This window comes from Bacillus cereus (assembly GCF_002561295.1).
GTDB lineage: Bacteria > Bacillota > Bacilli > Bacillales > Bacillaceae_G > Bacillus_A > Bacillus_A cereus_S.
Window position 1 is genome coordinate 42,987 of sequence record NZ_NTUG01000010.1, and the last position, 14,132, is coordinate 57,118.

Genomic DNA, 14,132 nt, shown 5'->3' on the forward strand with positions numbered 1-14,132 from the left:
TGGAAAATGATTTTCCGCAATCAGGCGCGATTGTGAAGCAACATAGATAGGAAATGATTAAACTTTTTTATCAAAGAATGAACCAACTGAAAATAGTAAGAGCGTGTTTTGAACAATCTTTTTTTCAAAACACGCTCTTTTCTATGATCTTTTATCAAGGTTATTCGTATCAATTTGATCAAACTTTATTTTTAAGTAACATTTGTTGATGCGGTATAGATAAAATAAAAAAACTTACAGAGCGACAATACAGTTGGTATCTGTAAGTTTAGTTAAGGAGGAAGGAAACATAAGAAATTTCATATACCGTATTAAAAATAAAAAAATACAAAACAAAACATTTAATGAAGTGTACATAACATAGTTAAAAAGAAATGCTAAAAATATATTTAACAGAACTTTTATAAGGATTTTTAACAACCAAAAAATAGTAGTCGTGTAATTGAATTAAGTTGCACGACTCTTTTATTTATCTAATGTAACTATTTTGATAGAAAATAAAAACCAAAATATATTAGTAAAAGGAACTATTTGTATGAAAAATAGGTGTTTTTAAGTACAAGTATCCATTACAATTTTGTTAAATTTGTTCTACATTACATAAAATAACAAATTTTGACGTCCTTCCTTTGATATAGTGTAAATAATTAAAATACTCAGTTTTTAATTAGGTTAGAATGTTTATGGTTTGTGCATTTAAAAAACTTTTTGTAAAGGGGTGTACACATGCATAAGGAATTTGAAATTGAGGAATACACTGCAATTGAGGAGCAAATTCATTATTATAGTCAGAGCTTATTAGTGAATCATCCAGAGCAAATTGTAAAGTATTTAGAAAAGAGGTTAGAAAAATATACAGAAACATTGAAAAATGCACATTTATATCCTGAAAAAGCTATTTTGCCTGTACAACAATTAATCATCGAATATTCTTTAGATGTTGCTAGAATTAGAAAATATTTAAATCTAGAGACGTAGTTTGTAAATAATGATTTGCAATGAAACAGAGTCGGCAATGAGAAATTCATTCTATCGTCGACTCTGTTTCATTGTTTTATGCCGAAGTAAGTTGTTAGAAAGAAGAAAAATAATACTTATAAATAAAGTTTGACATATAATACCCTAAGAGTAAAATAAAAGTGAGTACTCACTCATTTTGAAGGAGGAGGAGATTTTATTGCAACAACCTTCTATTATTTTACGAAATGTATCAAAAAGCTTTGGTAAAAAAGAAGTACTGCACAATATTTCATTATCTGTAGCAGATACAGAAATATTTGGTTTAGTAGGTCCCTCGGGATCTGGGAAAACAACGCTTATTAAAATGATTGCTGGTATTAGTGAAGCAACGACTGGTGATGTAATAGCTGTAGGAATGAAAATGCCTAACTTAAATGGAATGAAGCAAATAGGGTATATGGCACAGGCTGATGCGCTATATGAGGAGTTATCAGCTTATGAAAATGCAGATTTTATTGCGACGATGTATGGATTAAAAGGAAAGCGAAAGAAAGAGAGAATTGAAGAAGTATTTACATTAGTTCAATTATCACAGCATGCAAAAAAACAGGTACAACATTTTTCGGGGGGGATGAAGAAGCGGTTATCCCTAGCTATGGCACTTTTACATGAACCAAAGCTTTTAATTTTAGATGAGCCAACGGTTGGTATTGATCCGGTTCTTCGTAAATCAATTTGGGAAAAGTTTTACGAGCTGAAAAAACAAGGAACAACGATTATTGTGACAACACATATTATGGACGAAGCTGAATTTTGTGAACGCCTTGGGCTAATTAGAGATGGGAAGCTAATTGCGACGGGAACCCCAAATGACTTAAAAAATCGAACGTCATCTGGACGCATAGAAGACGTTTTTCTATTGGAAGGAGCGGTTGAATCATGAGAGTTCGTGGTGTAATTATACGGATTATTCGTCAGTTTTTCCGAGATAAACGATCACTTGCAATGATGTTTGGAGCCCCGATGTTACTACTGTGGTTATTATCTCTTGTATTTACACAAAAGGATTATACACCCCATATTGCATTAGTAAATGTTCCAACACCTGTAGTCGAATCTATGAAAAAACAAGATGCTACTATTTATGAGTATAATGAAAAAAAAGCAAATACTAAGCTAGAAAATCAAGAAATAGATGCCATTATAACTTTAGAGAATGGAAAAGTGAATGTGTTGTTAGAAGGTAGCGATTCTTCAAAAAATCGAGCCGTGCTACAAGTGTTACAAAAAACCAATGAAAAAAATAATATACCTGATATGAAACCAGTAATTGATTTTTTACATGGTTCCGCAGATTTTACGATGTTTGATGGACTCGGACCGGTATTAATTGGCTTTTTCACATTTTTCTTTGTCTTTATTTTATCAGGAGTTTCTTTTGTAAGGGAACGTTTAAGTGGGACGCTGGAAAGACTGTTATCTACTCCAGTACGCCGCTGGGAAATTGTTGTTGGTTATATAGTTGGATTTGGTATTTTCGCGTTTATACAATCCGTTATTATTGTAAGTTTTTCTGTTTATATTCTTGATTTATATGTAGCAGGATCCCCTTGGCTTACGTTATTGATTACGTGTATGCTGTCACTAACAGCATTAACACTAGGTACTTTTTTATCGGCGTACGCCAATAATGAATTTCAAATGATTCAGTTTATCCCACTTGTCATTGTGCCACAAATCTTCTTTTTGGGATTGTTTCCAATGGAATCAATGAATAAGTGGCTGCAAATGCTTGGGAAATTATTCCCACTCACATATGGTGCTGATGCGATGAGACAAGTGATGATTCGTAATCAAGGATTTACTGAAATTGCAGGAGATCTTGGTGTGTTACTTTTATTTGCGCTATTATTTGCAGTAGGGAATGTATATGCTTTGAAGAAACATCGCAGCATTTAATTTTTATATAAAGGGGCATGATGAATGAAAAAAGATTGGTTGGAAGAATTAATCGCAAGTGCAGATACAGATAAGCGTAATGAACGACAACTACGTATATTAGAAGCTGCGGTTGATATGTTTGGAGAAAAGGGATATGCATCCACTTCAACAAGTGAGATTGCAAAACGTGCGGGTGTAGCGGAAGGAACAATCTTTCGCTACTATAAAACGAAAAAAGATCTACTATTAGCAGTTGTCATGCCAACTTTAACAAAGTTTGCTGCTCCATTTTTCATACAGGCCTTTGCAAAAGAAATATTGGAGAAGACGTATGAAACATATGAAGAATTTTTAAGAAAAGCCATTCGAAATCGATTTGAATTTGCTAAAAAACATTTTCCAATGTTAAAAATCTTAATACAAGAAGTACCATTTCAACCAGAATTAAAAAATGAAATACAACAATTAGTAGAGAAGGAACTTTTTTCTCGCTTTAAAAAAATAATTGTACATTTCCAGGAACAAGGACAAATTATTGAAATGCCAACCCCTTCAGTTATCCGTTTTACTCTATCAGCTATAATGGGGTTAATTTTAACTCGATTTTTATTATTACCTGAAGAAAAATGGGATGATGAAGCAGAAATTGAGAATACAATTCAATTTATATTGTATGGATTAACACGACAAAGGTAATAAAATTCGACAAACTATCGCATTTTAGCATTCGTGAACATTTCTGTATGTAACAGTTTACAATCACATATGATTTTGGCGATTGTTTACAATGCAATTTAAAATAAAAAAGACTCATCTTTTAATGAATTGTCTGTTCCCGTTAATAATTACTTTTTATCGGATCTTTTCTATTTAACATTTGTAATGCATCAAACATTTTTTATGTGTTTTGTATGATAGAGGATTATTTACATAGAAAATAGGGTTTTTGTTCTCTCGCATACTACTAAGTGATGATTTGAAAAGAAGCTGTTTTTATAAAAATAGCTTCTTTTTTAAGGAGAATAGAAGAGTTTTTAAATTTTTTTACATAATTCGACATGATTATTCCTATGTTGTTGTAGAACAATGTAGGAATTTTTTTGTGCATGAGTACAGATTCTGTTTTAAAATTAAATTATGACAGAATTATAACAATTATCTAACTACTGATCTTGTCTTTTAAAAGCAATGTTTGTAGCACAGACTCGCACGCTGTCGAAACTCAATATTCGATAAGGGGTGTGTAGCGGAATGGAATTTACTCTAACTCGCGAAAAACAAATGATTAAAGAAATGGTACGTGACTTTGCTGAAAAGGAAATTGCACCAAAAGCTGTATATTATGACAAAACAGCTGAATTTCCATACGAAACGTTTCAAAAAATGGGCGAACTAGGATTATTAGGAATCCCATTCCCAGAAGAGTATGGAGGTTCTGGCGGCGATACTTTATCGTATGCGTTAGCTGTTGAAGAAATTGGACGCGCTTGTGGCGGTACAGGTTTAAGCTATGCTGCAACAATTTCATTAGGTGCTTCCCCAATCTATTACTTTGGCACAGAAGAACAAAAACAGAAGTACTTAGTTCCAATGGCATCAGGTAAAACACTAGGTGCTTTTGGGTTAACAGAACCGAATGCTGGATCTGATGCAGGTGGCACACAAACAAAAGCATTTTTAGATGGCGATGAATATGTGATTAGTGGCGAAAAGTGCTGGATTACAAATGCTGAGTATGCAAATACAATTATTGTAACCGCTATCAACGGTGTTGAAGAAAATGGTAAAAAACGTATTTCTGCATTTATTGTGCCGACAAATAGTGAAGGTTTAACGATTTCAAGTCCATACGATAAGATGGGTGTTCGTGCTTCGAATACTTGTGAAATCGTACTTGATAGCGTTCGTGTACCGAAAGAAAATATCCTTGGTGATGTGAATAAAGGATTTAAGCAATTTTTATATACACTTGATGGAGGTCGTATTTCCATTGCAGCATTGGCTGTAGGGATTGCACAGTCTGCTTTTGAACGTGCACTTCAATATGCAAAAGAGCGCCAACAATTCGGAAAAACGATTTCGAATTTCCAAGCGATTCAATTTAAACTAGCAGATATGGCTACTGAAGTGGAATTGGCGCGTAATTTAGTACATAAAGCAGCTTGGTTAAAAGATCATGATAAACCTTTCGGTAAAGAAGCGGCTATGGCAAAGTTATTTGCATCTGAAGCAGCAAGTCGTATTGCGAATCAAGCAGTGCAAATTCACGGTGGATATGGTTATATGCGTGAATATGAAGTAGAGCGTCATATTCGTGATGCAAAACTTTTAGAAATTGGTGAAGGAACTTCTGAAATTCAACGTCTCGTAATCGCAAGACATTTAGGGTGTAGATAAAAGGAGGACTCACTATGTTTCAAAAAATATTAATTGCTAATCGCGGGGAAATCGCAGTTCGAATTATTAAAACTTGTCAAAAACTTGGAATTCGTACAGTTGCTATTTATTCCGAGGCAGATGAAAATGCACTTCATGTAAAACTCGCAAATGAAGCTTATTTAGTTGGTGGCCCGCGTGTTCAAGAGAGTTATTTAAACCTCGAAAAAATTATAGAAATTGCGAAGAAAACAAAAGCTGAAGCAATTCACCCAGGATATGGATTGTTATCAGAAAATCCTTCCTTCGCGATCCGCTGTAAAGAAGAAGGAATTGTATTTATTGGTCCTTCTGAAGAAATCATTGCTAAGATGGGAAGTAAAATTGAATCACGTCTGGCAATGCAAGAAGCGAATGTTCCAGTTGTACCAGGTATCACAACAGATATTGAAACTGCCGAGGAAGCGATTGAAATCGCAAAACAAATCGGTTATCCATTAATGTTGAAGGCATCCGCGGGCGGCGGAGGCATTGGAATGCAGTTGATGGAAACTGAGCAAACGCTCACCAAGGCATTTGAAAGCAATAAAACACGCGCTCAGAACTTTTTTGGTAATGGTGAAATGTACTTAGAACGATATATTGCAGACGCACATCATATCGAAATTCAGCTTTTAGCTGATACTCATGGAAATACAGTGTACTTATGGGAAAGAGAGTGTTCAGTGCAACGCCGAAATCAAAAAGTAATTGAAGAAGCACCATCTCCATTTTTAGATGAGGCAACGCGTAAAGCAATGGGAGAAGTTGCTGTACAAGCAGCAAAGGCTCTTGGCTATACAAATGCAGGTACTGTTGAATTTCTTGTAGATGATCAGAAAAACTTCTATTTCTTAGAGATGAATACGAGATTACAAGTAGAGCATCCTGTAACAGAAGAAATTACTGGTCTAGACCTTGTGGAACAACAATTACTCATTGCATCTGGTGAAAAACTTTTCTTTACACAGGAAGATATAAAGCGTAGTGGTCATGCCATTGAAGCGCGTATTTATGCGGAAGATCCAAAAACATTTTTCCCATCACCTGGGAAGATTACGGATCTAACGTTACCAGAAACAGTACGTATTGATCACTTTTTAGAAAATAATGTGACAATCACACCGTTTTATGATCCGATGATTGCAAAAGTGATTGCTCATGGTGAAACACGTCAAGAAGCTATTGAAAAACTACAAGATGCACTTCAACACTTGAAAGTAGAAGGGATTAAAACAAATACATCCATGCTACTCCAAGTGCTAGAAGATGAAGTTTTCCAAAGTGGTATTTATACAACAGGTTTTGTAACAAAACAACTTGTAAAAAAATAAGGTTCATGAATATTAAAGGGGGAAAAAATGATGACAAAAGTGTATGCATCGATGGCAGGTAATGTTTGGAAAATTGTTGTGGGAGTAGGAGATACAGTAGAAGAAGAACAGGATGTCGTCATTTTGGAATCTATGAAAATGGAAATTCCAATCGTTTCAGAAGAAGCTGGCACAGTCATGAAAATTAATGTGCAAGAGGGCGATTTTGTAAATGAAGGAGATGTATTAGTAGAGATTGAATAGGGAGAAGAAAGGGTGAAATGTATTGAAGCTACCTACTTTTGCTGTCATTAAAGAAGTGGGACCACGTGATGGTTTGCAAAATGAAAAGAAAATTGTTGGCACAAAAGATAAAGTGAAATGGATTCAATTACTTTCAGAAGCTGGATTACCATATATTGAAGTTTCCTCTTTCGTTCACCCAAAATGGGTTCCTGCTTTAGCTGATGCGGGTGATGTATTTGCAGAGTTAAAGCGGAATTCAGATGTTACATATGCTGCGCTTGTTCCAAATCAAAATGGTTTGGAACGAGCTCTTTTGCAAAATGTAGATGAGGTGAATGTTTTTTTATCAGCAAGTGAGTCACATAATAAGAGCAATATTAATAAGTCGATTAAAGAAGCGTTATCTGTCGTGCAAGATATTACAAAGCAAGCACAATTTGCAGGTAAAAGAGTGCGAGGTTATGTTTCTACTGTATTTGGTTGTCCTTACGAAGGAGACGTGAGCATTGATGCTGTAGACGAGTTATGTAATCAACTCTTCTCATATGGTATTTATGAAGTCTCTCTTGGGGATACGATTGGTGTAGCAAATCCATTGCAAGTAGAGCGTGTATTAGAACATCTACTTAAAAGGTATGATTCTTCTCAATTTGCAATGCATTTCCATAATACGTACGGGATGGCACTTGCAAGTGTTGTTCAGTCATTGGAATACGGTGTTACGACGTTTGATAGTTCTTGCGGCGGTCTCGGTGGTTGTCCTTATGCACCAGGAGCCTCAGGAAATGTCGCGACAGATGATTTAGTACATATGCTCCATAAAATGGGCGTACAAACAAATATAAATGAAGAAAAGTTATTAAAAGCTAGTCAATTCATTCAAGGTAAGCTGAATATTCAATTACCAAGTCATGTGTATAAAGCATTGCAACATAAAACAATAAGTAGGTGATAAAATGCTACAATTACAAAACATTTCAGTAGATTATGTAACACCGCACATTGTAAAAATAACATTAAATCGCCAGCGCCAAGCAAACTCGTTATCTCTTGCTTTATTAGAAGAATTGCAGTCTACATTAAGCGATTTAAACGAAAGGGCCGATGTTCGCGTCATCATCTTAACAGGATCTGGTGAAAAAGCATTTTGTGCTGGAGCTGATTTAAAAGAACGTGCCAATATGAATGAGGAGCAAGTACGTCATGCAGTTGGAATGATTCGTTCTACAATGGATATGGTCGAGCAATTATCGCAACCGGTTATTGCCGCAATAAATGGAATTGCACTTGGTGGTGGTACGGAATTAAGTTTGGCGTGTGATTTTAGAATTGCAGCAGAAACAGCAAGTCTTGGACTCACTGAAACATCTCTAGCTATTATCCCAGGAGCTGGTGGTACGCAGCGTTTGCCAAGACTAATTGGCACTGGTAGAGCAAAGGAATTAATTTATACAGCGAGACGTATTTCAGCGCATGAAGCGAAGGAATATGGAATGGTAGAGTTTGTGGTACCAGCTAACTTACTAGAAGAAAAAGCAATTGAAATTGCAGAGCGTATTGCTAGTAATGGCCCAATTGCCGTTCGATTAGCAAAACAGGCAATCTCAAATGGTATACAAGTAGATTTGCATACCGGATTACAAATGGAAAAGCAAGCATATGAAGGGGTAATTCATACGAAAGATCGATTAGAAGGATTGCAAGCATTTCAGGAAAAACGTAAACCAATGTATAAGGGGGAGTAAATGTGCTAGAACAAAAACAACAATCTCATTCGTTTGCAGAGCGTGTTGAAACAATTAAGCAAGGCGGAGCACCGAAATATCATGAACAAAATAAAGAAAAAGGAAAAATCTTTGTTCGAGATCGTTTAGCTCTTCTATTTGATAATGGCGAGTATGTAGAAGATGCTCTATTTGCAAATTGTGAGCAAACAGGCTTACCAGCGGATGGCGTTGTAACAGCAACAGGAAAAATACATGGTCGTACTGTATGTGTGATGGCAAATGATTCAACCGTTAAGGCAGGATCATGGGGGTCTCGTACTGTTGAAAAGATTTTACGTATACAAGAAACAGCCGAAAAATTACGTGTACCACTTTTCTATCTAGTTGATTCTGCAGGTGCACGTATTACTGACCAAGTTGAAATGTTCCCAGGCCGCCGCGGCGCGGGACGTATTTTTTATAACCAGGTGAAGCTATCAGGTAAAGTACCACAAATTTGTTTATTATTTGGTCCTTCAGCAGCTGGAGGCGCTTATATCCCTGCTTTCTGTGATGTTGTCATGATGGTGGAAGGAAATGCTTCTATGTATTTAGGCTCTCCGCGTATGGCCGAGATGGTCATTGGTGAAAAAGTAACACTAGAGGAAATGGGCGGCGCTCGCATGCATTGTTCCGTATCAGGGTGCGGTGATGTGTTATGTAAGACAGAAGAAGATGCAATCGCTCAAGCAAGACAATATATTTCATATTTTCCAAGTAACTATCAAGAAAATGCTCCTACGACTATACCTCAAGAACCAAAGCAGTTCGAAAAAACGTTAGAACAAATCATTCCAGAAAATCAAAATGCACCTTTTAACATGAAAGATCTTATTAATCGTATTATCGATGAGGGCTCTTTCTTTGAAGTGAAAAAATTATTTGCGCAAGAACTGATTACAGGATTAGGACGAATCGATGGAAAACCTGTCGGGATTGTTGCAAACCAACCACGTATGAAAGGTGGCGTATTATTCCACGATTCTGCTGATAAAGCAGCGAAGTTTATTAATTTATGTGACGCGTATCATATTCCATTATTATTCCTTGCTGATGTACCTGGATTTATGATTGGAACAAAAGTTGAGCGAGCTGGTATTATTCGCCACGGTGCGAAAATGATTTCTGCAATGAGTGAAGCAACAGTACCGAAAATTTCAATTGTTGTTCGTAAAGCATATGGCGCTGGTCTATATGCAATGGCAGGCCCAGCTTTCGAGCCTGATTGCTGCCTTGCATTGCCGACAGCTTCTATTGCTGTAATGGGACCAGAAGCTGCCGTTAACGCGGTATATGCAAACAAAATTGCTGCGTTGCCAGAAGAGGAACGAGCAAGCTTTATTGCTGAGAAGCGTGAAGAATATAAACAAGATATTGATATTTACCGCCTAGCATCAGAAATGGTGATTGACGGTATTGTTCATCCGAATGATTTACGTGAAGAATTAAAGAAACGCTTTGATATGTACATGAGTAAATATCAAGTGTTTACAGATCGAAAACATCCAGTTTATCCAGTATAAAAGCCCTATTTAGGGCTTTCTTGTTCGAAAAATGAGGAGGGGAAAACATTGAAGCAAGCCGTTTGGTTTCCAACAGAAGAATATAAAGACAAAACACGTTTATACGGATGGATGAAATCGCTTGGTTACGAAGATTATGAAGCATTTTATGATAAGTCAATTGAAGAAACTGCATGGTTTTGGGGAGAAGCAGAACGTGCAGTTGGCTACCAATGGATGAAGCCATACACAGAAGTGTTAGATTTAGCAAACGGCACACCATTTGCTCAGTGGTATAAAGATGGGACGTGCAATGTAGTCGAATCTGTGTTATCTCGTTGGCTTGCAGATGAAGAAACAAAAAAACAACCTGCCCTTATGTATGAGGGGGAAAATGGAACAACAAAATCATTTACATATGAAGAGCTCGATAACTGGGTAAGTCGTGTTGCCAATGGACTCAAGCATTCTGGAATTGAGAAAGGTGATCGTGTAACGATTTATATGCCGATGATTCCAGAAACAGTTGTTGCTATGCTAGCAGTAATGAAAATTGGTGCAATTATTTCTCCAATCTTTTCTGGTTTTGCAGCTGATGCAGTTATGACACGCGTACAAGCAGCAGGGTCAAAAATGATTATTACAGCTGATGGATTCTCACGCCGTGGTAAAAGTGTTTCATTAAAAGATGAGGTTGATAAAGCGTGTGCACAATGTCCATCTGTTGAGAAAGTTGTCATTGTCCGTCATGCTGGAAATGATTTTACACCTCATCATTATGACATTTCATGGAGTGTTTTAGAAAAGGAAAAGCCATTTATCCATGCTGAAGAAATGAAAAGTGATGATCCACTCATGCTTATTTATACATCGGGCACGACAGGTAAGCCAAAAGGAACTGTACACACCCATGCTGGATTTCCACTAAAATCGGCATTTGATGCAGGATTTGGTATGAATATAAAGCAAGGTGACCGTGTATTATGGGTGACTGATATGGGCTGGATGATGGGGCCATTTTTATTATTTGGTTCTCTTATTAATGGGGCAACAATGGTGATGTATGAAGGTGTTCCAGATTATCCAGAGGCAGATCGATTATGGGCAACTGTTGATCGATATCAAATTACTCATCTTGGTATTTCGCCAACATTGATTCGAGCATTGATGGCAAAAGGTGATGAGCATGTAGTAAAACATTCTTTAGCAAGTTTAGAAGTTTTTGCATCGACGGGTGAACCGTGGAATCCAGATCCTTGGATGTGGCTCTTTGAAACGGTTGGAAAAGGAAAAGTGCCGATTTGTAATTATTCAGGTGGAACAGAAATTTCTGGTGGAATATTTGGGAATGTTTTAGTTAAACCAATTGCACCGATTAGTTTTAATGCAGCTTTACCTGGGATGGCAGCAGTTGTATTAGATGAACAAGGAAATCCAATTCTTGATGAAGTTGGCGAATTATGTTTAGAAAAACCATGGGTTGGAATGACAAAAAGCTTCTGGGAAGATGACGAGCGCTACGTGAATACGTATTGGTCACGTTTTGAAAATAAGTGGGTACATGGTGATTGGGTAATTTATGACGGAGAGCAATATATTATTACAGGGCGTTCTGATGATACGTTAAATATTGCTGGAAAACGCATTGGACCAGCTGAGTACGAGTCAATTCTTGTAAAACATCATGATGTAATCGAAGCAGCCGCAATCGGTGTACCAGATGAAGTAAAAGGCGAAGTTTGTCATTGCTTCATCGTTTTACGAGAAGGAACAATATTTACCCATGAATTAAAAAAGGAACTATTAAATTTAGTAAACTCTCACATTGGAAAAGCATTATGTCCAAAAGATATTCATGTTGTAGAAGACTTGCCAAAAACACGGAATTCTAAAGTAATGAGGCGAGTAATTAAAGCTGCCTACTTAGGAAGAGAACTAGGGGATTTATCTTCGCTAGTGAATCCAAAGGTTGTCTCATATATTCAAGGCTTACAATCTAAACAAATATAACGACAAGAGATGGGCTCTTTATAAAAAGGGCTCATTTTTTTATTGTTTTATATGAAATAGAGTATAGGACAACCGTTTGTTTTCTTTCATCTATGTAGTTGTCCCTATCATTTTGTTCATTTTTACATACTGTATAGTAAAAGAACAAAGGGGTGAAATTATGAGTTGTCGTGAAGATTGGTCTAGCAAAAAACATTCTAAATGTTGGGATCACAAAGGTGACGAGTGTTGGAAGGAGTTTAAAGAGTGCAAAAAAGATCATAAAGAAAAATGTGATTGTTGTTGCACAACTGGTATTTTCCAAACTCTGAGAGCATTAAGAGGTCGAGCAGTCATTATCGGTGTTAGAGGTCTGGCTAGTACAATTACTGGTACGATTGTATCAGTAAACTGTGATGTTGTTACATTAACTGTAACAGGAAATGCAACACTTACACTATCTATTTGTGATATTTTTGCAGTACTTGCAGCACCACCAACTACTGTGAGTGACATTCCAGAAGAGCTTTTAAATATTTTTAAAGGCTAATAAATAGTTTGTTCTATATAGAAAGAGGTTGTTTACGTGGTAAATGGCCTCTTTTTATATGAATTTCTAAGTGGTGAAGTGGAAGTCTTATAGCCCTTTAATGCGAGATGAAATTATTAGTTACTATATGAGTGAGATACATATTTTACTTATTCTTATAATTGTACAAGCATTTTTCATCTTTTTACATATGGTATTAAATAGAGTTCATTCTTTTAATGGATTCTATGACAGTTTCACCCCTTGACACGTGATTTACCTTAGTTATATCATCAAATTCTTTTATGTATGACTAATGGTAAGAAGTAAAACTCGCAACCTTGTAGTATAAGGGAGCGAGTTTTCTTCTGTATATTGGAATCAATTTTTGGGATGAAAGCTTCAATTTATAAGAAATGCGTTACATATTTGTTGTTCTCCTAAAATGAAGACGGTACAACAAATGCTTCAGGTAACCATATTATTTTAGGTGTTGAACTTGAAGGGAATTCAAGTGAGAATCTTGAAAGGAATAGAGGGTGTGTTATTAATTTACTTTCCTTTCCTCATCGCAGTGGAAACATGTAGAAAAAGTTGCGTCTTATACAGGGAGGGAGAGTTACTACTTCTGCAAAAGGAATGATAACAGATGATATTGGTACATAATTGCTATTTGCGACCACCTCAAGATTCAGAGGGAAACAAGGGAGATAGGGGATGTTAATGAGAAAAATAGTATTATATAGTGATCAGATACAGGAAGATAGAAAATTGGACTATGAACTTTTAAGGTTATTGAATAAAGAAAATCCTTCAATAGCATATCTTCGTTCATCTTCAGATATAACAGGAAAGTATTTTAATTATGTGGTTAAATACTATGGAGAAATAGGGATTAGTAATGTGAAATATTTTAATTTAGATAAAGAATACGATGAAAGAAAAATTAATGACATATTTAATTATGATGCTATACATCTTTCGGGTGGAAATACATTTCACTTTTTAAATTCCTTAAGAAAAAGAAATTTAGTGCATTCGTTAAAGTCTTATTTAGAAAAGGGGAGGATTTTGATTGGGGTTAGTGCAGGTAGTATAATAACAACTCAAAGTATTGATACAGCTCAATTTATAGACGAGGATATTATAGGGATAGAGGATAGAAGTTCATTAGGTTTTGTAGATTTTGATTTTATGCCTCATTGGAGTGAGAAACTAAGTGAAGAATATTTAGATTTGTTAAAGGATTATTCCAAATTGAACCATAGGACAGTTTATGGTTGTAAAGATGGTGATGGAATAGTTATTGAAGGAGAAGATATTAAACTGATTGGAAATATTATAAAAATCTAATTCGGTTTCTTCTAGGTTTTAGGTGTAAAAATCTGATCATCTTTAAAGTGAATATTCTGTTGGTATGTTTTTAGATAGTGCCGTTATAGAGAATAGCATCATTAAGTAAAAGAATTTC

At 35.8% G+C, this 14,132-nt stretch carries 13 protein-coding genes; all 13 read left to right on the plus strand.

Going from position 1 to position 14,132, the window contains the following annotated elements:
* Positions 1–726: 726 nt before the first annotated feature.
* The 13 genes from CN373_RS08525 (at position 727) to CN373_RS08590 (ending at position 14,014) form a co-directional block, all read left to right on the plus strand.
* Positions 727–978: a hypothetical protein gene (locus tag CN373_RS08525; RefSeq protein WP_000548598.1), complete on the plus strand. Its 252-nt coding sequence runs from the start codon at positions 727–729 to the stop codon at positions 976–978.
* Between the two features lie 199 nt (positions 979–1,177).
* Positions 1,178–1,903: an ABC transporter ATP-binding protein gene (locus CN373_RS08530; RefSeq protein ID WP_098359093.1), complete on the plus strand. Its 726-nt coding sequence runs from the start codon at positions 1,178–1,180 to the stop codon at positions 1,901–1,903.
* Positions 1,900–2,919, plus strand: a complete 1,020-nt coding sequence (locus tag CN373_RS08535) for an ABC transporter permease (protein ID WP_098359094.1) — start codon at positions 1,900–1,902, stop codon at positions 2,917–2,919. Before CN373_RS08530 ends, CN373_RS08535 begins: the two co-directional genes overlap by 4 nt.
* A 24-nt stretch (positions 2,920–2,943) precedes the next feature.
* Positions 2,944–3,597, plus strand: a complete 654-nt coding sequence (locus tag CN373_RS08540) for a TetR/AcrR family transcriptional regulator (RefSeq protein ID WP_098359095.1) — start codon at positions 2,944–2,946, stop codon at positions 3,595–3,597.
* A 555-nt stretch (positions 3,598–4,152) separates the two neighbouring features.
* Complete coding sequence (locus CN373_RS08545) at positions 4,153–5,298, plus strand: acyl-CoA dehydrogenase (protein WP_000397257.1); 1,146 nt, start codon at positions 4,153–4,155, stop codon at positions 5,296–5,298.
* Positions 5,299–5,312: 14 nt separating this feature from the next.
* Positions 5,313–6,650, plus strand: a complete 1,338-nt coding sequence (locus tag CN373_RS08550; RefSeq protein WP_098359096.1) for an acetyl-CoA carboxylase biotin carboxylase subunit — start codon at positions 5,313–5,315, stop codon at positions 6,648–6,650.
* Between the two features lie 27 nt (positions 6,651–6,677).
* Entirely contained in the window at positions 6,678–6,893 is a 216-nt protein-coding gene (locus CN373_RS08555; RefSeq protein WP_002056745.1) for an acetyl-CoA carboxylase biotin carboxyl carrier protein subunit, read from the plus strand.
* Between the two features lie 22 nt (positions 6,894–6,915).
* A complete protein-coding gene (locus tag CN373_RS08560; protein ID WP_000775482.1) occupies positions 6,916–7,827 on the plus strand; it encodes a hydroxymethylglutaryl-CoA lyase in 912 nt (303 codons plus the stop codon).
* Between the two features lie 4 nt (positions 7,828–7,831).
* Positions 7,832–8,620: an enoyl-CoA hydratase gene (locus CN373_RS08565; RefSeq protein ID WP_000939788.1), complete on the plus strand. Its 789-nt coding sequence runs from the start codon at positions 7,832–7,834 to the stop codon at positions 8,618–8,620.
* A gap of 2 nt (positions 8,621–8,622) precedes the next feature.
* On the plus strand, positions 8,623–10,164 hold the full coding sequence (locus tag CN373_RS08570) for an acyl-CoA carboxylase subunit beta (RefSeq protein WP_000893091.1): 1,542 nt from the start codon (positions 8,623–8,625) through the stop codon (positions 10,162–10,164).
* Between the two features lie 48 nt (positions 10,165–10,212).
* Positions 10,213–12,153: an AMP-binding protein gene (locus CN373_RS08575; protein ID WP_098359097.1), complete on the plus strand. Its 1,941-nt coding sequence runs from the start codon at positions 10,213–10,215 to the stop codon at positions 12,151–12,153.
* A 160-nt stretch (positions 12,154–12,313) separates the two neighbouring features.
* Positions 12,314–12,682, plus strand: coding sequence for a hypothetical protein (locus CN373_RS08580; RefSeq protein WP_001277843.1), 369 nt, complete (start codon positions 12,314–12,316; stop codon positions 12,680–12,682).
* A 696-nt stretch (positions 12,683–13,378) separates the two neighbouring features.
* Positions 13,379–14,014, plus strand: coding sequence for a Type 1 glutamine amidotransferase-like domain-containing protein (locus CN373_RS08590; protein ID WP_235674867.1), 636 nt, complete (start codon positions 13,379–13,381; stop codon positions 14,012–14,014).
* Positions 14,015–14,132: the final 118 nt, after the last annotated feature.

What these genes read in the sequence shown, in the direction of transcription:
- CN373_RS08525 (WP_000548598.1), top strand. Translation starts at nt 727, where the DNA reads ATGCATAAGGAATTTGAAATTGAGGAATACACTGCAATTGAGGAGCAA.
- CN373_RS08535 (WP_098359094.1), top strand. Translation starts at nt 1,900, where the DNA reads ATGAGAGTTCGTGGTGTAATTATACGGATTATTCGTCAGTTTTTCCGA.
- CN373_RS08540 (WP_098359095.1), top strand. Translation starts at nt 2,944, where the DNA reads ATGAAAAAAGATTGGTTGGAAGAATTAATCGCAAGTGCAGATACAGAT.
- CN373_RS08545 (WP_000397257.1), top strand. Translation starts at nt 4,153, where the DNA reads ATGGAATTTACTCTAACTCGCGAAAAACAAATGATTAAAGAAATGGTA.
- CN373_RS08550 (WP_098359096.1), top strand. Translation starts at nt 5,313, where the DNA reads ATGTTTCAAAAAATATTAATTGCTAATCGCGGGGAAATCGCAGTTCGA.
- CN373_RS08555 (WP_002056745.1), top strand. Translation starts at nt 6,678, where the DNA reads ATGATGACAAAAGTGTATGCATCGATGGCAGGTAATGTTTGGAAAATT.
- CN373_RS08565 (WP_000939788.1), top strand. Translation starts at nt 7,832, where the DNA reads ATGCTACAATTACAAAACATTTCAGTAGATTATGTAACACCGCACATT.
- CN373_RS08580 (WP_001277843.1), top strand. Translation starts at nt 12,314, where the DNA reads ATGAGTTGTCGTGAAGATTGGTCTAGCAAAAAACATTCTAAATGTTGG.
- CN373_RS08590 (WP_235674867.1), top strand. Translation starts at nt 13,379, where the DNA reads ATGTTAATGAGAAAAATAGTATTATATAGTGATCAGATACAGGAAGAT.